This is a genomic window from Sphingomonas sp. Ant H11 (assembly GCF_000797515.1).
In the GTDB taxonomy this organism is placed as follows: Bacteria; Pseudomonadota; Alphaproteobacteria; order Sphingomonadales; family Sphingomonadaceae; genus Sphingomonas.
The window spans coordinates 60,078-79,229 of sequence record NZ_JSBN01000026.1 but is presented as its reverse complement, the minus strand read 5'-3'; the positions used below and the strand labels follow the sequence as shown (position 1 = coordinate 79,229).

The following is a 19,152-nucleotide window of genomic DNA, read 5'->3' as shown; positions in this document are numbered from 1 at the left end:
CTCGATATCGGCAGCCCTCTCGAAGCCAATTCTTATGTCCGAGAATCGCGTTTATCGGACGCAACTAAGACCCTGCACGCGAGCAGGGGCCGCCCGATAAGCAGCCCACCTACCGGATCACACCGTAAGAGAGCGCCAGGTAGCCGTTGATCGCGCGGACGAGGAGACCACTTTAGGTAGGTACGTGATCGTATTGGAATGCACATCCGGCAAGGACATCTGTCGGTTGATAGTCTCCGCTCCAGCCTCGGCTTCGACCACGCTCAGAGATCAGATGTAGATTCTTTCTGGCCCGCGACGACACCACGTACACGAGCTTCTTCGCTGTCTCGACCTGATCTGGGTCGCTGAAATGTGGGACCATGCCTTCCAGCAACCCATAAGCGATCACCGCGTCATATTCGGCGCCCTTGACCCCATGGATCGTCGACACAGTAATGCCAGTCCGGCCCGCAAAGACCTTCCTGAACATCGCCAGCTCGGCGATCGCCGCCGAGCCTTCCTTGACGAGCCGGTCGATGCGCTTCTGCGAGCATTCGAAGAAGGCGTCGTGGTGCTCCTGGAGCGACGCGCAAGCGTGGTAATCGATGCCAAAAGCGGCGCATAGCTCGTCGAAAAAACGCTCGAAGGAAAACGAGACCATCGGTCTCGGCGATGGTGATGGCATTGCAGGCGCGCAGCAGCGCCTTGCGGTCCAGCCCCGGAATGTCGATGCCCACGTCGCTCAGGCCCGAGATCACTTCGCCCGCCCATCGCATTCTGCGCACGTAGAGTTGCGGAGAAGCCTCCGTCAGGATGATCCGGGCGAGCTTGTACCAAAAATTATCGACGTCGCGCGCGAAGGGCACCATTCCTGGGCCGTCGAACGAATAGCCCGGAAGGGCTGCGACCAGCCGCCGCGTCATGCTCGCGAGATGAACCCACCAGGGGGCAACGATGCAGACCTCTTGCGGAGCGATGCCGAGCGTTTCGACGTTGTACTTAATAAGCCGTACAAGCTCGTCCTCGAGTCCGTCGCGGTGGGTCTCCTGGTCGAACGACACCACGCTCGCATACTTCCTGTCCGTGCCCACGGGCTCGATCTTAGCAGGGAAAACATTGTAAAGGCCGAAATAGCTCACGATGCGGGCGGACGAGCGGTAATTGTCCGATAGGTCCATTTCCTTGAACGCGATTCCACACCGCGTACCGAAGTCCGCTGCAGTGATCGCATAGCCCCCAAGCGAACCATAAATCGCCTGATTGGGGTCTCCCACGACGAAAGCGGACGCTTGGCCTTTCGACCCCTTCAAGATCGACGCCAAGATCGCATATTGTATCTCGCGCGTGTCCTGAAACTCATCGACGAGCACGCATTCGAAGATCGAACCGAGGAGTACGCTGATTGAGGGGTGCTTCTCGATGAGCTGGTAGGCGTAGAAGAGGATCAACTCGAAATCTACCTGCCGCTCGGCACGAAGCTTCCGCCAATAGGCTCGCAGGACCCCCTTTATCGCCTCATGCTTAGCCGTCTTGTTGCAGGTCAGAACAAAGCCGCTCGGCTTGAAGTAATAAGCGCAGTCGAAGCTGGTGAGCTTAGTGTCCCGCACCGCGCTGCACAGCTCCTCGTGCATACATTCGGTGTCATGGGCGTTGATGACCCGAAACCCGTGCTTAAGCGCCGGATGGTAGACCCCATAGGGCTTGAGGATCCACTCAATGCAGAAGGAGTGTATCGTGCCGATCCACAACTGGCTCGTATCGACGCCGAGCTGTTCGATCCGCTCGTGGATCTCGTCCGCCGCCCGGTGCGTGTAGGTGATCGCCACAACGCGCTTCTTGTCCGATTTGAGCTGCGATAGCAGGCGGGCGATCTTGTAGGTGAGGGTTCTCGTTTTCCCGCTTCCCGGGCACGCAACAAGGAAAACGCTGCCGGGATGTTCGATGGCCGCGACCTGCGCGTCGTTCAGATCCTTCCTGTCCCAGACAAACATTTCAGAAGCTCGCCAAGATTGCGTTGATGCCGTCGGCCGGAAAAGCCTGGAGCATCTCGGCCCGGATCCCGGCAAAGTCGATCTCGCTGCGACGGTAGCGGCCAATCTGCGCGCGCATCGCGGCGATGTCCGCGGGCGCGTGAAGCTGAGATGCTGCGAGCACCGACAGCCGATAGTCTAGCACGCTCGCCCACGTCCCGATCGAGACCGGGATATGCACCTCGAAGATCGCGTCGAGGATATAATCCGGGATGACGGTCTCTGGTGTGATCATGCGCCCGAGTATGATCGCGAACCAGCCCTTTCCGGCGTTGCGCGCCATCGTCAGCACGCGCGTGCCGAAGCGCGCGATGTCACCCGATTCCAGTTCCGACTTCGACGTCGCGATGGTGGCTGCATCCTTGTAGACGTCGCCCAGCACCGAAACGACGGTGCCGGCGTTGCCGGAGGAGACGAAATCGACCTCGAAGGTGTGATCGGCGAAATGCGTCGTCAACCAGCGATTGCCGTCGCACAGCTGCTTGAGCGCCGCCTCGCGCCGAAACCCTGCGACCTGTGACGCCAGCGCCTTCTTCTTCGCGGCGATCTCATCGTCGTCGTCGAGCATGTCCTCGACCGTTTCGATGAACGCGCGGTCGAGGTCTGTGATGATTGCGCAGCGCTTGCGGATGCGATCGTCGTGAAAGAGGATTGCCACATTCTCGAAGCCTGTGCTGCGGATGTTGATCAGGCTGATGCCCAACTCGTCCAGGCTGACCCCGAAGACTTTCTTGACGAGGATCGGGATCAGGATCTCCTCCGCGTCGCCCTCCACCAGCACCACACTTTTGGCGAAGAGCAGGTTGCTGCGGACCGCATCAAGGTAGCGCTGGATGTTGCCGATCTGACCGACATCGAGTCCAGCGGACGGCTGGAAAACTTCGCATCGCCCGCCCTGGCGGCCGAGAATGCTTATGTTCTCGACGTTGCTGACCTCGGAAATGTGGGTCGAGTGGGTCGAATAGATGACCTGGGTGTCATCATAATTCAGCCGGTCGAACAGCGTCTTCTGAATGTGGGTGTGAATGTGTGCCTCCGGCTCCTCGATCACGAGGAAGTTGGCGAAGGACTGCTTCTGCTTTTGATATTTGAACTCGAGCAGCTTCAGCGTCAGGTAGATGAGGTTCGCGCCGCCTAGGCTCAACTCGTGGATCGCGCCCTCATATAGCTCCTCGCTCTCGCCCACGAACAGCTTGAGCGACTGGAAGAGGCGGTCGGCCTCGTCGGAAAGGTCGGAGCGTATCGAAATTGATCGCGGCGAATAAGTCCCACCGGCTGCATCGGTGATCGTATCGCGGATATCGGTGCGAATGGTGCCGACATCCGGCAGGCCCTCGATCGCACCATTGAGCCCTTTAACGAGTGCGCTGATCGGCTCAAAGCTCTGCGGGTCGATCTCGCCGCTCCGGCCCTTGAGCAAGGTCAGCAGCGGATTGGTGCGGTTGTTCTGGAAGTCGGCGACCACATCGCGCAGTGCTTGCACGAAGGTGAAGCACACCTCGCGCGAGATCGAGAGCATGCCTGGGATTACGCCTCCGATAGCGGGGTTAGTCAGTTCCTGGGGGAATATTACTGCATCAAAGTCGCCGACCAGCTGCCTGTAAGTGTCGGGTTCGATGAAGTCGGCGGCGCTCTTGCCGGTGAAGATCGTTTCATAATCCGCTATGGTGATCTTCGAACGTGCCTCGGCGAGGCCGGCGGTATCGCCGACGGCAAGGTCGGCCAGCACCCGCCGAACTGCCGCCTTGGGGCGAAAGATGAGGTTGTAGGTCGCCTTGCCGATCGCGCCGTCGGCGACGTTACCGGTCCCATGCAGGAAGAGGGACTGAATCGCCTCGTCCTGGGATACATCATCGAACTCGAGGCTGATGACCACCCAGTGACCCCGCCAGTCGCCGAGGCCACGGTGGAAATCCTTCTCGTCGAGCCGATATGCCGAGCGTAGCAGCGTGTCGTCAAGCAGGAGGCGCAGCGCCCGGAACAGGTTGGTCTTGCCCGATCCGTTCTCGCCGATGATTGTGTTCACGCCCTTGTTGAAGATTACGTTCGCGCGCTCGAAATTCCGATAATTGACAAGTTGCAGCCTTGAAATGTGCACGAACGACGTCCCCCGTTTGATCTGTAGCCTGTTAGTTCTGCCTGTCCGAGAAGCGGTTGTAGGCATCCATTCTGTGCACGAGCAGCTCGACGTCTCGCAGATAGATCTCCTTTCTCAGGAAGCTGATCTCCGCTTCGCGCCGGGCATCGTCGACATCGACGTACCAGCGCGCGGATTTGGATTGCCATCACCGTTCCAGCGGTATCCGCGCGCTTTGAGCGCATCCTTCAGGTCATAGGGTGAATTTTCGGCCCAGATGCGCCAGGTGGGCTGGCGCGCCCGGTCAAGCAGGATCGCAAGCGCCGTCCTGTTGGACACCGGAAGGTCCGAGGCGAGCAGTTCGATCACGGCGCGGCAATCATGCTCCGCCCGGTGCCGATCGTAGAAAAAGCCTGCGCCCGCCGCGAGATAATGGAGCTTAGTGCCTTCAAAGCCTTCGGCCGCCCAGTCGATTTGGGACATCGAGCACGCCCATGCCTTCGTAGCGAAAACGTCGCTGAGACGCTCCGCAAAGCGGCGATCGAATCCGGCATTGTGGGCGATCACGAGCGCGGCCGGCCTGGCGAAGGCGGCGACCTCAGCCACGTCTATCGTATGGCCCGCCACCATGGCGTCGGTGATCCCCGTGATCCGGGTGATCTCAGGAGAGATCGGAGCACTGGGCTCTTGGAACCGCTGGAATGTCTCGCCGATCTCGAAAACCCGGCCGTCGAGGGAATAAGTAAAAGAAATCATCGCCAACTCGATGATCTCGTCCTTCTGGAGATCAAGGCCGGTCGTCTCCACATCGATGAGGAGCGCCGTCTTGGTCGGCGTGCCGTCAGGTGGCGTAACCGTCGAGCGCGGCATGAGGCGTCGCTGGACGCGATAGTTGTCACTCGCGCTAAGAAGGTTGGCCAAATCTGCCAGATCGGGGGCGGTGTCGCTCATGGGCTCTGTCCCTATCAAAGCTGTAGGCCGAAGGGCAGTGCTCAGATAGTGGGTGACACCTTTTGATGCTTCGACTTAGCGCTCCACTTGACCGCACGCCAGTCGATGATGTCCAAGTGCTGTCATCCTTACGGATATTGGCAGTTCCGTAACGGTGGTTTCATTTGCGGAATGATTGTTGAAACACTTCCTCTAGTCCTCAATCTTCCCTATATGTTCCTGATCCACGACACCGCCACTGGATCGATGCCGATGACCGTTCATTCTCCAATTACGTCCGCCGAACCGTTCCTGCTTCGCTTCGCCACGCCGAGGTCCGCCGACGCCGAGATGCCGGGTCGCTATTCGTCCGAGCTGGGGGTCTGGGTTGTGGACGGCGAGGACGGTGCCGTGCCGATCATCGAGGTCGCCGGCGGTGGGCTGGTCGTGACGCAGAGCAAGACCATGACGCAGGTCGAGGTGGACGACGACGATCCGTCGCGCTTCGGGGTGCTGGAGACGAGCACCGGGACGCGCGTCCGACAGGAGGTGGACGACGAGGACGCGTCCCTGTGCCTGCCCGAGTTGCAAACAAAGACCGAGGTCCAACAGGAGCGGGACGACGAAGCGGTAGCGCCATATTGGTGAGCGCGCTTTCCGGATTGATCCTCCTCGTAACCAACAAGCGCGACGTGACGACCGACTACGTCGTCATGGAGATGCGCCGACGCGGCATGCGCTTCATCCGCCTGAATACCGAAGACCTGCCGCAGCATGAGATCGCGATGGTGGATGGCGACCCTTCGAACCTCACGCTGACCGGACCGTGCGGTGACCTGTCCCTCGCGGATGTGACGGGCGCCTACTATCGCCGGCCGGGCAATATCGAGGTTAGTGGGAGCGACGCCGTCGCCGAGTACGTCGTTGCGGAATGGTCGGCGATAGTCCGGAGCCTCTGGAACGCACTTGAGGGGCGGTGGCTGAACTCTCCGTTCTCTATCCTGCGCGCCGAAGACAAGCCGAGGCAGCTCGCCGCCGCCCGCCGCGTCGGGCTCCAGATCCCTGGCACACTCGTCACGAATGCGTTCGGGCATGCCCGCGCCTTCCTCGCAGAGGGGCCTATGGTGGCGAAGCCTCTTCGGCACGCCCTCATCAACGACGGCGAGATCGGCAGTGTCGTCTTCACCAGCCGGGTGGATGCGCTTGATGCGGCCGACGCCGACGGTTTTCGGCGTGCGCCGATGATCCTGCAGCGGGAGATTTCGAAGCGGTCGGACATCCGATTGCTCGTGGTGGACGACCGAGCCTTCGCGACCCGCATACTGTCCCAAGCCTATGACGAGACACAGGTCGACTGGCGGAAGGCCGTTCGCGGGGATCTTGACCACGAGGCCATGGAACTGCCGGTTGATGTGGCTTCCGCCTGCATCTCGGTCACACGCGACCTCGGCCTGCGGTTTGCCGCGATCGACCTCATCGAAGATCCGGATGGCCGCTTCTGGTTCCTGGAGGCCAACCCGAACGGGCAGTGGGCCTGGATCGAGCAGCGAACGGGCGCCCCGGTGTCGGCCGCGATCGTCGATGCCCTTTGCGCAGGCTCATCGACGTGACCTGGCATTCGATTGCCAGTGCGGTCTTCCCGTACATCGAGCCGCTCACTCCGGCACAGAAGACCGCTGAGGCGCAACGGCTTCAGCAGGATCGCGCTGCAATCCGGGCGGCCGTCTGGAACTCGAACGAGGAACGGGCGCTCGATGAGGCGCAGAAGGTAGCGGCGGCCGAGATGGAGAGGGTCCGCACGGCTGAGGGCAAGGCGACGACCTACCTCGCGGTGCTGGCGGCGCTGGTTCCGGTCATCATCACGCTGCAGGCGGCCAATTGGGAGAAGAAGGCAGGACCGGCACCGGACGCGGCGCGGCTGTTCGTGCTCGCGTTGGCGACGGTCTACGTGGCGGGAGCCGGGTTCAACGCCTTCAAGACCCTGCAGGTCCGGGGTTTCCAAAAGCTCGGGGAGCCCGAGCTCGTGGCCGCTTGGCAGACGCCGAATCCCCTTCGCAAGCTGACCCGCGGCACACTGCTGGCGACACGTAACTCGCGGGACGTGGTCAACGAGAAGGTCACGCGCATCCTGGTCACGCACGAGCACTTGCTCCGGGCGTTCGGGATATTCATCCTGCTCCTGCTGCTCGATCCGCTGTTCTACGCGATGGGCTTTCGCAACGCCGCGCAGGAGCCACCCGCCCCGAAGGTCGTCATCGTCCAGAAGCCGGCGGCTAGCGTTCCGTTCGAACTGAAATGCACGATCGCTCAGCCCGTGAGGCCGTCCGGCGGGCCGACCGATGGTACTGTCATCTCCGAGGCGCGGCCACGCCGGCCGGTCAAGCCGCGGACGGATCGTAGACGCGTCGATCCGTCGCCGACGAAGTCGTGTCCCACTGCCGGAACCACTCCGACCCTTAAGATCGCGCCTGTGCCTCAGGACGGAGCTAAAGTCCCATGACCCTCCTGACGGCCGCGATCATCGCGCCGGACACGTCGCACTGGGCCGATTGGATCGACGCCGCCATTAGGCCCACATCGCCCAAGGGCCAGGTGGCCCGAGATCTGCACCAGCGTCTGCTCGAGCAGGGGCGCATCCCGTTCCTCTCCTGGCATCATCTGGAGGAGCTGCTCGTCGTAGACGATCCGGCGAACGCCAGCGCGCGGGTGGCGTATCTCCAGTCGCTTCCGATGATGGCGTGGATGCGGATGCCGGGCGAGCGTGGCTTGGGCGGGATCGTCGATATCCTAGCGGCCGAGGCAATCGCGTACGATTCCGGCTGCCAGACCGTGGCGGAGGTGCGCGATCACGTGCGATCCCGCCTGCTGACGACCGGAACTGGCGTCGCTGCCGTCGGAGAGGACGGCTGGGTCTGGGACGTCGCGCGTCCGCTCATGAGGGAGAGGCGCCAGCACATAGGAATGGTCTCGGCTCTCTCAGGCATGCGGACGATGGACGAGGGGCAGACGGTTGGGCAGCTGTGCAAGCAGGAGATCCGCGCGCCTGCCGATCGGCAGAAGGTAATGGCCATGACCCACCGCAACGCTTTTTTCCGCGCCAAGGCGGCCGACCCGCGCCGGAGCGACGCCGAGGCGTTCGAGATGGCGAACGACTTCGTCCTGCGCGTCATGCAGGAGATGCCTGCGGAGGACGTGACGGTCCGCCAGCTCCTCGTGGACACCTACGGCAGGCAGGGGATCGACGAGCACGAAATCCGGGACGAGTGCACCGTCGCGGAACTGTCGGAACTGGGGACGTTTCGGTCGCATCTGCGTCTCGTCGCGGAGAAGGCGGGCATCCACTTCGAGCGCCTGAAGCGCGTGAGCATGCAGAGACTCCCGAGCTGGCGTATCGCCGATGCGCTGAAGCGCCACGGGCAGGAGCGCCCCACTCGGCCCGGCAGCGACGTTCACGACCAGCACCTCGCCGTGTTGGCCGCCTACACCGACGTCCTGTTCGTCGATAAGCGCACCCTTGAAGACTTTCGGCGGGTCAAGTCCAAGGAGACCGAGCTGAGTGGGCTTTTCGGGACCGTGAAGAGAGCCAGCGTGTTCGAAGCCATTGTCGACTGACGCGCCTTGATTCAGCGTGTCGATCATGTGCCGTGACATGACCGGCTCGCGATCTTATCTGTCGTTGGACCATCTGTCCGATCACGAGGTTCGCGTTGGCCGACGAATCAGAGGTCCCGCGGCGAGATCATAATAGCTGAGAAGGTCTCGGTTCTGGACGAACGCCAGCTGATGCGCATCGAAGAGGTTCGCTCCGAACCATTTTGAACGGCTTGCATGACGTTCAATTCCGGGTGCCCCGGCATGTCGGATAGCGGGTGCACCCCCAAAATTGGTTGCCCGCGCGATGGCCTTTCCGAGCAGTCCGTCGCCGCATCGACGATCCGCACTGCGGGCAGCTCGGCGCAGCTGCGATCCCTGTCGGTGCTGGGCGAGGCGGCGTACCCGGGGATGGAGCCTGCCGGGCCTTGACTGTAAAAGGCACAGCAGCCGGTACGGGAAGTCCAAGCGTCTTGAGATCGTGCGCCGCCTGGGCGCGCTTTGCGAGTGCGTCGAGCAGAGCAGGATCGCCGTTCCGCGCACGCGTCGTAATCTGCTGCGGGCCTGTCTGAAGCGCGGCTAATGCCGAGCGTATCTTGGTTTGGAGATCGTTGCGCTTTGCAGCCCAATTAGCGCGAACAGCATTCTCAGCTTGTACGTCGGAGGCGTCTGGAGTCGAGTTGTAGGTAAATCTGTCTTCGTGCGTCTTGCGCCATGCTAGCAGCTTCGCCGTCATCGCCTCACCGAAGCCGGGCACCGCGCGCACGGCGTTCGACTTGATGTCTGCGGCGGTCTCAATCCCATAGGATGCCAGGGTCGCCGTTTTGGCCGCGCCAATGCCGGCGATGCGGGCACGCCGGATGAGAAAACGATCAAGATACTCCTCCCGCTTCCGCGTCTCACGCGAGGCCTTCAGTTTTTGGATATTTTGCGCGAGGTCGTGGTCGAGGTTGCGATACGCTCGGATCCAGGTCTCAACGTCGGCTTTGACCGTGACGAGTTCGCTGAGGCCGAGCCGATCGACGAACCCCTGCTGCAGTGAGCGAACCCGGTTATCCGCGTCGCTGTATGCCGTCTTGAACGGTGCCTGTTCAACAGGGCCGCCGAAGAACCTGATGAGGCCGAAGATGCCGATGCCGATCCACACGATCGCGAAATTGACGGCTGCCAGAAAGCCGCCGACGGCGGCGATCAGGGCTATAGCGCCCAAGGCCCGATGGCCCATGCTCGCGCGGTTGGCCGCGGCGACGGCCTCACTCGCGGTCGTGATCTGACCGGACCAAGTTGGGAGTAGGGAGGCCGGATCAGGCAGCTTGATCGCCGCAAACTGCGCCGCGATCCGCTCTATGTCGAACGACCCACCGGGTGCGATCTGCGGGGTGGGGCCAAGCAGGTCGGGGAACATATCGACCCCGGATCGGCCGGCGACACGGCACCATAGGCAGGATGACGCCGCTGAAGGATAATAGTGGGTTCGAACCTTTCCGCAGTGGCTTAACGCCTGCTCAAGTTCCTTCATCAGGGTCGCCCAAGTTGCCGCGCTTGGCCGCGCCGCCGGATTTCGACCAAAGGCCGCTTCAAATGCAGCGGCGATCTGCGGCGGGAAGTCCTTCAAGCTCACCGATCCAGGCGGCGGTGTGGTCCGCGTCTCGGACGTACGGAGCTGTGAAAAGGCAAAGCGATGCTGTGCAATCGCGTCGCTCATCGAGATGTCACCGCCAGCGAAGCGGCCGGCGTAGGGGTGCTTTCCCATTGCGAGGAGGTGGAAGATAGCCACCGCCAAGCCAAAATTGTCATGCGCTTCCGTGCGTCGGATAGTCGAAAGGTCGGCGCCGTGCAGTTCGGGTGGTGTGAAATCAGGTACGCCGACCACGCAAGGAAACAGCTTTCCGTCTCTGGAGTATTGAAAGCTGTCGGCGTCAATGAGCGAGACGGTCGCCTCGTTCGATACAAGAACACCCGAGTGGTTGAAGTCACCGATGACGCAGCCGCTCTGATGGACCTTCACCACCGCGTTGGACACGTTGAGGGCCGCGCGCACGAGGAAGCGGTAATCGGCTTTTGGGAAATGAGCCTTGCGAGATTTGGGGCCGTAGAGTTCATGGATTGGCCGGTAGCCAGATACGAGGCGCATCAGGAAACCGAGGAAACCGCCTTTGCCATCGGTCGCGATCGCGGCCGGGAACGCCACCAATTTCGTGGTGTCGGCAAGGTCGGCAAGCACCATCGCTCGCACCTTCGGTTCGCGTTTCGCCCGCAGCTCGTCCTTGTAGATTTTCACCGCGCCGTCGGGCTTGTTCTCGACAGCAAAGACTTCGCCTTCGCCCCCTTTCCCGATCCGCTTGCCCAGCGCAAATGGCCGGCCATCAATCTTGATCGCCGGCTGGGTCAATGCCGCGATACCAATACCAGCGTCTTATCGTCGTCGGTGCGATCGCAGATGGCAGGACCGTCGAGGTAGCGCCCTAAAGCTGCCGAGAGGCTGGCCAGCCTCCCACGCTCCGCCGCTTGGTCAACCGGTTTGATCATCGGATCAAAAAAAGCGCGCGTGCGGCTCCTGGTTTGCATGGTGCAACGCTATGCTGTCGATGCCGTCGGAGAATGCGGCGAACGCGTCGTAGTCGCCAGCAGTCCGGCGAGTGATCTGCAGGCGCGGTTCCGGATCGTCTGTCACGAAGTAAGTGGTGGCGGCAAACTCGCCATTTTCGGGCCAGCAGATCGCCTCCCACTGCCCTGCCTTCCGCGCGACCAAGGCGCTGTCCCCGATCTGAAGTGCCAGCAGTTCTTCGCCAAAGACCAAAAGGGCAATCAGGGTAGATGCGAACTGGCGCTTCGTGAGACCCCGCTTCTCTGCTACCGACGCAAGCCTGTCCCTGACGGTATCGAGCCACTCGTGAATTTGATCGTCGGGCGGCAGCCCGCCGTGGTTCGCGGTCCAGTCGCAGATAGCGGTCGACAGCATGCGGCAGACGAGGGAAGCGCCCTCGCCGCCGTGACTCGAGCTGCCCGCTCCGTCCGACACCACAACGCACAACGTATCAGGGCCTGACACCTTGACGGTATAGGCGTCCTGCTTCCGCGTTCCGGCTTTAAGGTGCGACGTTCCGATCCTTGAGGCCGCGGCCCACCGCCACCGTCCTGGATCAGCCGGCAACGGCCCAGCCGTCCGGTGCCGTAGGGTTGGCAAGCGGCACGGCGTCGCCAGGATTGGACTGCGACACGGCGCTCAGCGAGCTCGAGAGCCACTGGAAAAGTTCGCGGAACGCGAGACCGCGAAGCTTGAGTGGCGCACGCGTGGCGAGCTGGGACAGGACTGACATGTCGGCTCCCTCGACAGCGGCCGAGTAAAACATGAATTCCTTGCGCTCCTCACCCTCATGGACGCGGCGCTTTGCTTCCTTCCAATCGTCCGTGGGAGCGCCATCGGTGATAAGGAACACCCAAGGCCGGTAATATTTGATGCCGTTCTCACGGTACCGATCTTTTCGCGCCCGCAGAAGGTCGAGGGCTGTAACCACGGCCTCTCCGAGCGGCGTGACGCCGTTCGCTTCAAATGCCTCCGGATACCAGCCGTCGACCGTCGTAAAGTCGGTTCGCGTCTGGACCGGCCCAAAGGTGACAATGGCAAGCTCAACCCGCTTCGCCGCCATGGCGTCGCCGATCAGCTCTTCCTTAAATTCGATCAGAGCTTGGTTGAGCTGGTCGATCGGCGCACCGCGCATCGAGGACGAAGTATCAATCAGGAGGACGCAGGGGCAGCGTTGCTCCGGGTTCTCGGCAAACTCGGCGTCGGCAAACGGCTGTTGTTCGAAATCATCCACGACTCAATGTCCCCCAGACTAATCATTGCTGTTGTTTTAGCCACAGCGGCACAGTCGGCCCAATCTAAACGCTAGGCATGATCACCTACCCGTGCGGAAGCGGAAAGAGCTGACGAAGCATCGCGAACGGGAGCCCAGTTTCAGCAGCGTGCCGCACCTTGCGTTCAAGCACCACGTCTATTGGGATATTCCGATCGAGGGCTTCGTAAATGTCTTGCCCATCCATGCAGATGACACGTTTCGCAGCCTGCCCGAATGCCTGCAGGCCAACATTCGTGAAGCCCCCGAAGCTGACAAAGAGCCCGCGTGACCAAGATGCCTTTTGCTCGACCTTTCCGTGGAAGCCGTGGAGCTCGAGCACACCGATTGGGTCCTTCTGCCACTTCGCCTCCAGAAGGTAGGTTTCATGACCGAGCTGGAAGCTGCCGTCGATTTGCTCCCCGACGAGCGTGAAAGGGGCGCGGGCGTTGAGATGAAAGGTGTCGAAGAGACGCTTTAGGTAAGTCTCGAACGCATATCCACGAGGACGAGGATCAAGACCCCAAAGCCTGTTGAGCTCGTCACGCAGCTCTTCATATTGGTTGCGATTGAAGATGGGTCTGGGCGCCGTGCCGGCCGAGCCGTCACCGCGCTCAAGCCGCTTGATGAGCGCCAGAAGCTGCCCTTCACCCAGCGGTCTGATCTCACTTCGCATAGGCGCCGGCATCGCCCCCCGATATGCCAAGAGGCGGGTCAGGACTCGCGCGGCGGAAGTGTCATCAACTTGCTTCAGAAACGATCGCAGCCGGCTGGCCTTAGAGGTCCCCTCCGTCGCGTAGTCATCGCTATATAGATCGACGTCGAACTCGAGAGTGAAGAACTCCCGCATAGTGCTATTTGAAAAGTCGAGAATGTAGCCCTTGCTTTCGCCGCGCAGGACCTCGTCGATCATAGTCAGTTCGGCGGGAACGATGGAGCTCATCGGTCAGGCGTCCCGGGTCAGCCAGCCGACAACGATACGTTCGAAATCGACATAGGGTATCTTGGCGGGAGCAAACTCCAACGCTGCGGCGAGCGCAGGAAGATCGGCAGTAAATTGCTCGTACAGCCGGACGATCTTGTCGCCGCTAGGGATCTGGCGCCGGGAAACGTTTGCAAGCCAATCTCGCGTCTCGCGGATGGCAGCCTCCGCTTTGCCACCATGCTCGTGGATGTCCATCCCGGCGAGATCGGAGATGAACTTCTGATAGCGAAAACGCTCGATATCGAGGATGAGCAGCCGCTTGTCGTGCTGAGCGGTGTTGCCATAGCGCTTGGCGCCGAGGAAGAGTCCCAACTCAAGCGGCATATTGAAGCGCGGAAGCTTGTGGTCGTCATCCAGCTCGGTTCGTGAGAGATCATGGATCCCGTAGCGGCATTCCTGGATGAGACCGTATAGCTTCTCGATACGGGTCTGCCCTCCGTCGTCGAGTTCCCGCGCGGAGCGTGGGCGAAAGCCGCAAGCAAAGATTGTGAATATCAGGGCTTGGAAAATTGGCTTGAAGTCTGGGTCGAAGGGACAGTTTATAAAAACATCGTCCGTGGACAGCCGCGCCGGTGCCAAGCCTATTTCTTCGAACTATAGACAGTATTTGCAGCCGACCGGGCCTTCGCGATCGTGATCTTGCCACCCTTGCTTGCAGGCGCGAGCACGAATTGGCCAGTCACTGCGCTGCGGCCAAGCTTTTTGGCACCGGTGTTGGTACTTTTGCTGGTCGATGAGGAAGCTGTGGTCGCCATGTTTGATATGTGCTCTTTTGTGACAGGATTCGCAACCCTCAAGCTCTCGTAAAGCGCCTTGGAGGACAAACGTGGATATTCGGTTGACCGCCACGCCCAAGGGTAATGGGTTTCAGGCAACAATCACCTTCTCGGGAGGGGTTTCGATAAGCTCGGCCGAGGCCTTCCCGAGCGAGCCCGAGGCGATTTTGGCCGCAGCCGTGAAGCTGCTGCAGATGCCCGACCGGATCCAGCGTCTTTTCGACGAGGGACGAGCACCACACACTGACCGATGACCGGCGCACCGCTTAGGATCGCGGTCGTTACGTCGATGCCCAGGCCTATCCGGAGCTTACCATGCTCACCCGATTGCCGGGGACATGGCGAAACGCGCGATCGCGGCAGGTCAGTATAACGACCTGCATCCTCTCGGCCGCCTCGATCAAAATCTCGACCATTAGGTCGAGCCGCGCATCATCGGCATAGACGAGCGGGTCGTCCAAGATCAGGGATACCGGGCGGCCTTGCTCCAATAGCATGTCCGCAAATGCGATCCGCGTCAGCACCGCCAGTTGTTCCTGTGTGCCGCGCGACAGATCGCCGCACCCTTCGCTGATCCCGCCGCGTACGATGGCTTCCAGGGTGAGGTCTTCAGAAAAGCTCAGATCGCAGCCAGGCAACAGCCGCTCGATATGGCGTTTCGCTCGCTTCGCGACCGGCCCCACGAATTTCGCCGATGTCTCATCGCGCGCTTCGTCGAGGGTGTCGCGTAAGAGCTTCAGCGTGTCGGCCTCCTCGGTGATCCGCTGAAGAGCCGCACGTGCCGCCTCTGCCTCTTCCCGGGCCCCTGCCTCTCTGTCAGCAAGTCCCTTCCCGCCCTCACTCTCGATGGTCCCCTCCAGCCGCGCGACGTCCATCTCGAGTTTTGCACGAGCCTCCCCCGCCGCCTTCAGCCGCGCATCGATTGTCTCGATCCTGCGCGTGATCGCCGCAGGATCGTGCGCGGTCGCGTCCCGGGTGGCATCCTCAAGCTTCACTGCTGCTTCAGCCGTCTGCTCGCGGGCCCGAGCGACGTCTGCCGTCAGGGTCGGGAATTCCGGGCGGCTCTCGATCGTCTCGATCTGGTTGTTTGCGTTGGCGAGCGTGCTGGTCGCGCCCGCTTCCGCGCCAGCGAGCGGCGCATCCTCTTGTTCGACCCGGCGGAGAGCCTCAACTGCGCCTTCCTGCGAACCTTCGGCCCGCGCTAAAGCGGTGTCGGCATCTTCGAGCCGGGCAGTGAGGAGCGTGATATCCGGGATGTCGGCTTCGACGGTCTCACTCTCGTCGTTCATTTCAGCGATGAAGAGCTTGAGCGCATCGGGGCCGGCAGCGAGCCCGATAACGTCATCGGCCGGCGTCACGGCCGAGATGCGCGCCGCGATCGTGCGTAACTCGGCTACGGCATCTCGCGCGGTATCGTTGCGCGAGCGCGCCTCCTCCAAGCTCGCCAGCCCGAGCTCTCCCAACGCAGACTTTTGTCGCTCCAGCGCCGAGGAGAGCGCTCCCTCGCGCTCGCCGCCCCGGCCGGCGGCGTGATAATCAGCTCGGCATTGCCGAACCGGAGGCGGGTCTCACCCGACAGAGTTCGCTCGCCGAGCGTCATCGGTTCGCCATCGATCGATATGCCGTCAGCGTCCCCGACAAGGCAATCCGCGTCGCACCTGCGGCGAGCGCCGCGCGCGCCTCAGCTACGAGCCGTTCGTTGGCCTCGATCGCTTCCATCGCCTTGGCGGGAATCAGCGTCGCAGTGAGTGCTGCGGCCTCTACCTGAAGCCGCTCTAGGTCAACCAACTCGGCGTGCCGCGCGCGTGCCGCCGACACCGCGCTTCGACGGCGCGACGCGCGCAAGAGCTCCTCGCCCGCGCTGAGGGCACGGCGGGCTTCCTGGCGGGAGGTGCGCGCGGCTTCTAAGGCGCTGCGCGCATCAGCAAGCCGTTGCTGCGCCGTGGCCAAGCCCTCGCGGACTTCGGCGCGGCGTGAGCGCGCAGCCTCAAGCGCGAGTTCAGCGCTGGTGCGTTCGTCGGTCGCCTTCCGATGACGATCGACGAGATCTTCAAGGTTGCGCGTCTTCGCGCTGATGGCCTCATGCTCGGCCCGCCGCGTCGCGAGGATTTGCGCAGCTGCGCGCGCCGTCTCGAGAGAGGCAGTGAGATCCTTCCGCGCTTGCACGTCTGTGTCGTCCGCGATCTCGCGGTGAACGATCTTCAGTCTGGAGCGCGCACTTTCGAGTTCGGAGAACGTCCTCTCAAGCCCAGCGAGACGTTCGGCGGCGTCGCGAGCGGCCGCTTCGGCCTGTTCGACGCGCTCTCGGGCTTCGTTTTGTCGCCCGCGTTTTTTGTCCCGTGGGGGACCAGTATCGCCCGTATTGCTCGTCGATCCTTGATCGGACGCGCGCGTACGCGGGGCCTCCCATGATCGAGCCAACCTCCGCTTCCAGGGTCGATCGGACTGTGTCACGCACGATCTGCCCTGGTCCGGTGACCGCGAGCGCCTCCGTTTGTGCGACCCAAAGAAGTCCGAGCGCGCCGTATGTGCCGGCGTCGCCCTTTTGACTGGTGTCGCGCACCGAGCCCAGAAGCGCGTGCAGGCGAGCTTCTGCTTCTTCGCCCTGTGCCTTGCCCTGTGGACCGGTGACCTCGATCGATGCGCCGCGCAGGAAGCGCTTGGTTACCGTCCATGGTGCGCCATCGGCATCGAACGAAACCTGAATCTCCGGTCCGACAGCTTCGCCATAAGGCGCGAACGATTGGGCAAGCTGGTTCTTCGTACCGTGGCGAACGAAAAATGCCGCGCGAAGCGCCTCGAGCACTGTCGACTTGCCGGTCTCATTGGGTTCGATGACAATGTTGAGGCCGTCGGTGAGCCCTTCGATCGCCATCGGCTCCCGAAACTTGCGGAAGCCGTCGATGGCGATACGGCGCAGGTACAGGCTCATGCTCTGTCCTCCCGACCGTATTCGACGAAGAGGCGCTCCAGGGCACGCTTGGCAATCAAACCGTCAGGCCCGCCCGTTTCGATTGAGGCGGAAAGCTTCGCCGCGGCGACACCGAGCATGCCTTCTACCGAAAGGCTTGCGAGGTCGTCTTCGCTCGGGCGGCCGACAAGGTCGCCAGACCGGACGTCGAGATAACGGACACGGTGCCCGACATCGTTTTCCAGCCTGCCCAGCATCCCGACCCGATCCGTAAGGCTGGTGATTCCGGCCAGCGATAGTTCGAGGAGGGTGGACGCGGGATCGATCGATCCCAGCAATTGATCGCACTCGGCATCGAAACCGGCTTGGTCGTTCACCGTCCAGCTTCGCCTGATCCACTGGAAACGCCCCGTGCGGGTCGGGATGACCGACGGATCGCGACCCTCGGCAATATCAACGAGCAGCACTTGGCCTGGCTCATCGCGCTGGAAGCGATCGGTTTCGGGAGTGCCCGCGTACCAGGTACGCGGATCGATATTGAGCGTCCCGTGCCAGTCTCCAAGCGCAAGATAATCGAGGGACGAGCGACGGGCGCGGTCGGGCGCGATCTGGTTCTTGGTTTCGCCTTGGGTGCCGAAGTCGCGGATCGATCCATGCGCGAGGCCAATGCGAATGCGACTGCCGGGTGTCTTCATGCTGTCGAAGAGCTCGGTAGGATCATCGAGATTGTGGCGATGCGTAAGGGGCGCCGGCAGGAGCCAGATTCCTGGCTCAATCTCGTGAGGCTGCGCTTCTGCCAAGACGGTAATGCTGCTACCTGCGCGGTGACGCACGCGGTCCCAGAGGCCACCGTTACGCGCAAAATCGTGATTGCCGGGCAAGAGCCACCACCGGCATGCATGGCGCTCCATTCGGGAGATCGCTTGAACGATCGTGCGGTCGTCTGGTCCCTCGGTGTCGAAGACGTCGCCGGCGACCAGGACGTGATCCGCGCCGTGGCGAACTGCCTCCTTGCCAATCGCATCAATGGCATCGAAGCGTGCCTCGGTAAGTGCGGCGCGGACCTCCGGCTCAAACCGCCCATAAGGCTTTCCGAGCTGCCAGTCGGCTGTGTGAATGAGCTTCATCGTGGCTTCGCAGATCGGTGTGTCATCGCAATCCCATCGCACGGGCCCAGGCATCGACCTGACCAAAGGCATCCTGCTGCCACTCGTCCGGCGTTCGGCCGTCCAGGATATCGGAGCCTTCGACGAAATTGCGCACGCACGTCGGGCCGTAGCGTCCGGATCGTCGAATTTCGCTACGACATGCGAAAAGCCGTCTTTGCCGCTTTGATGATCGAGCAACGGGCGGCAATCGTCGGCGAGCGCGTCGATCCCGCCGGGATAATTCCGGATCGAGTAGTAGACGTCATAGGCGTCTTTTTGTTTGTATCGGCCGTCGAGCGCGAAGCCTTTCATGGCGAGAAGCGCCGGAATCGAGGCGACAGCGATCATCACCTTGTTGGTCCCGCCCTTGGGCATATCGCCTTCGATCGCGACGAGCTCGTGGAAGTGAATGGCAAGCTCCGCGCCCGACGCACGCTGGGTCGCGAATTCGGTGGTGAGCGGCGGCCGGTTCTTTTCCAGCACGGCGTCATAGGGCCGCAGGAACTCGACGATCACATCGATCGGCGGTCCGTCATCCTTCGGCTGGACCGTCCGGACCATCTGGAAATATTTGAGCGTGTCGCGGGGTGCGTACCCCTGTTCGTGGAGGGCATCGACGAGAGCGACATACTCCTCGCCGGCGGCCAAGGCCTGCGCGTCGAGACTGAGATCGATGTCGAGGGTGCCGACGTGGCGCATCTCGCTGTCCTCGAGCAGCAGCCAAGGCACGGCGCCGCCGATAACCGCGAACTTCCCGCGAAAGCTGCCCAGCGTCTGGCCGATCTCAACGAGCACCGACTTCACCGCGGCGCTGGTGCGGTCGTCATAGTCTCTGGCCGATTGCGGTTCGTCGTTCATGAAGGCCACCGCAAAAGCTTGTCCT

General features: G+C 62.0%; 18 protein-coding genes. 5 read left to right on the top strand and 13 right to left on the bottom strand.

Going from position 1 to position 19,152, the window contains the following annotated elements; genetic code table 11:
- Positions 1-172 precede the first annotated feature (172 nt).
- The 4 genes from NW75_RS26080 to NW75_RS06455 all read right to left on the bottom strand — a co-directional run bounded on the left by NW75_RS26080 (position 173) and on the right by NW75_RS06455 (position 5,040).
- Complete coding sequence (locus tag NW75_RS26080; RefSeq protein WP_231565013.1) at positions 173-472, bottom strand: 3'-5' exonuclease; 300 nt, start codon at positions 470-472, stop codon at positions 173-175.
- Positions 396-1,973 (bottom strand): ATP-dependent helicase, encoded by a 1,578-nt coding sequence (locus NW75_RS06465; RefSeq protein ID WP_231565012.1) that lies wholly within the window; start codon positions 1,971-1,973, stop codon positions 396-398. Before NW75_RS06465 ends, NW75_RS26080 begins: the two co-directional genes overlap by 77 nt.
- 1 nt (position 1,974) lies before the next feature.
- On the bottom strand, positions 1,975-4,110 hold the full coding sequence (locus NW75_RS06460) for an ATP-dependent nuclease (RefSeq protein WP_010405730.1): 2,136 nt from the start codon (positions 4,108-4,110) through the stop codon (positions 1,975-1,977).
- 114 nt (positions 4,111-4,224) lie between these two features.
- Positions 4,225-5,040: a 3'-5' exonuclease gene (locus tag NW75_RS06455; protein ID WP_231565011.1), complete on the bottom strand. Its 816-nt coding sequence runs from the start codon at positions 5,038-5,040 to the stop codon at positions 4,225-4,227.
- An 87-nt stretch (positions 5,041-5,127) separates the two neighbouring features.
- On the opposite strand from NW75_RS06455, the gene NW75_RS06450 reads away from it, so the two are divergent.
- Genes NW75_RS06450 through NW75_RS06435 form a run of 4 tightly spaced genes read left to right on the top strand, consistent with a single transcriptional unit; the run spans position 5,128 to position 8,631 of the window.
- Positions 5,128-5,667: a hypothetical protein gene (locus NW75_RS06450; RefSeq protein ID WP_231565010.1), complete on the top strand. Its 540-nt coding sequence runs from the start codon at positions 5,128-5,130 to the stop codon at positions 5,665-5,667.
- Entirely contained in the window at positions 5,664-6,629 is a 966-nt protein-coding gene (locus NW75_RS06445) for an MvdC/MvdD family ATP grasp protein (protein ID WP_010405735.1), read from the top strand. The genes NW75_RS06450 and NW75_RS06445 overlap by 4 nt, the downstream gene beginning before the upstream one ends.
- Positions 6,626-7,519 (top strand): hypothetical protein, encoded by an 894-nt coding sequence (locus NW75_RS06440; RefSeq protein WP_137902817.1) that lies wholly within the window; start codon positions 6,626-6,628, stop codon positions 7,517-7,519. Before NW75_RS06445 ends, NW75_RS06440 begins: the two co-directional genes overlap by 4 nt.
- Positions 7,516-8,631 (top strand): hypothetical protein, encoded by a 1,116-nt coding sequence (locus tag NW75_RS06435; RefSeq protein WP_010405740.1) that lies wholly within the window; start codon positions 7,516-7,518, stop codon positions 8,629-8,631. Before NW75_RS06440 ends, NW75_RS06435 begins: the two co-directional genes overlap by 4 nt.
- 223 nt (positions 8,632-8,854) lie before the next feature.
- On the opposite strand, the gene NW75_RS06430 is transcribed toward NW75_RS06435, so the two are convergent.
- The 5 genes from NW75_RS06430 to NW75_RS06410 form a co-directional block, all read right to left on the bottom strand.
- The gene (locus NW75_RS06430) at positions 8,855-11,002 is read right to left on the bottom strand and encodes a helix-hairpin-helix domain-containing protein (protein WP_010405741.1); all 2,148 of its coding nucleotides are present in this window, start codon (positions 11,000-11,002) and stop codon (positions 8,855-8,857) included.
- Positions 11,003-11,143: 141 nt separating this feature from the next.
- On the bottom strand, positions 11,144-11,662 hold the full coding sequence (locus tag NW75_RS06425; RefSeq protein ID WP_231565009.1) for a PP2C family serine/threonine-protein phosphatase: 519 nt from the start codon (positions 11,660-11,662) through the stop codon (positions 11,144-11,146).
- 91 nt (positions 11,663-11,753) lie between these two features.
- Positions 11,754-12,431 (bottom strand): vWA domain-containing protein, encoded by a 678-nt coding sequence (locus NW75_RS06420; protein WP_010405744.1) that lies wholly within the window; start codon positions 12,429-12,431, stop codon positions 11,754-11,756.
- An 85-nt stretch (positions 12,432-12,516) separates the two neighbouring features.
- Complete coding sequence (locus NW75_RS06415; RefSeq protein WP_231565008.1) at positions 12,517-13,362, bottom strand: restriction endonuclease; 846 nt, start codon at positions 13,360-13,362, stop codon at positions 12,517-12,519.
- Between the two features lie 33 nt (positions 13,363-13,395).
- A complete protein-coding gene (locus NW75_RS06410; RefSeq protein ID WP_010405746.1) occupies positions 13,396-14,013 on the bottom strand; it encodes a hypothetical protein in 618 nt (205 codons plus the stop codon).
- A gap of 253 nt (positions 14,014-14,266) precedes the next feature.
- Between NW75_RS06410 and NW75_RS06405 the strand changes: the two genes are divergently transcribed.
- On the top strand, positions 14,267-14,464 hold the full coding sequence (locus NW75_RS06405; protein ID WP_405131448.1) for a hypothetical protein: 198 nt from the start codon (positions 14,267-14,269) through the stop codon (positions 14,462-14,464).
- Positions 14,465-14,509: 45 nt separating this feature from the next.
- On the opposite strand, the gene NW75_RS26075 is transcribed toward NW75_RS06405, so the two are convergent.
- From NW75_RS26075 to NW75_RS26060, 4 genes are all read right to left on the bottom strand, one after another.
- A complete protein-coding gene (locus tag NW75_RS26075) occupies positions 14,510-15,568 on the bottom strand; it encodes an ATP-binding protein (protein ID WP_231565006.1) in 1,059 nt (352 codons plus the stop codon).
- Between the two features lie 238 nt (positions 15,569-15,806).
- A complete protein-coding gene (locus tag NW75_RS26070; RefSeq protein WP_231565005.1) occupies positions 15,807-16,376 on the bottom strand; it encodes a hypothetical protein in 570 nt (189 codons plus the stop codon).
- A 76-nt stretch (positions 16,377-16,452) separates the two neighbouring features.
- Complete coding sequence (locus NW75_RS26065; protein ID WP_231565004.1) at positions 16,453-17,142, bottom strand: AAA family ATPase; 690 nt, start codon at positions 17,140-17,142, stop codon at positions 16,453-16,455.
- Positions 17,139-19,127, bottom strand: a complete 1,989-nt coding sequence (locus NW75_RS26060; RefSeq protein ID WP_231565003.1) for a DNA repair exonuclease — start codon at positions 19,125-19,127, stop codon at positions 17,139-17,141. Before NW75_RS26060 ends, NW75_RS26065 begins: the two co-directional genes overlap by 4 nt.
- Positions 19,128-19,152: the final 25 nt, after the last annotated feature.

Coding starts and splice junctions, on each gene's coding strand:
- NW75_RS06435 (WP_010405740.1), top strand. CDS start 7,516: ATGACCCTCCTGACGGCCGCGATCATCGCGCCGGACACGTCGCACTGG.
- NW75_RS26060 (WP_231565003.1), bottom strand. CDS start 19,127: ATGAACGACGAACCGCAATCGGCCAGAGACTATGACGACCGCACCAGC.
- NW75_RS06415 (WP_231565008.1), bottom strand. CDS start 13,362: ATGATCGACGAGGTCCTGCGCGGCGAAAGCAAGGGCTACATTCTCGAC.
- NW75_RS06455 (WP_231565011.1), bottom strand. CDS start 5,040: ATGAGCGACACCGCCCCCGATCTGGCAGATTTGGCCAACCTTCTTAGC.
- NW75_RS26080 (WP_231565013.1), bottom strand. CDS start 472: ATGTTCAGGAAGGTCTTTGCGGGCCGGACTGGCATTACTGTGTCGACG.
- NW75_RS06465 (WP_231565012.1), bottom strand. CDS start 1,973: ATGTTTGTCTGGGACAGGAAGGATCTGAACGACGCGCAGGTCGCGGCC.
- NW75_RS26065 (WP_231565004.1), bottom strand. CDS start 17,142: ATGAGCCTGTACCTGCGCCGTATCGCCATCGACGGCTTCCGCAAGTTT.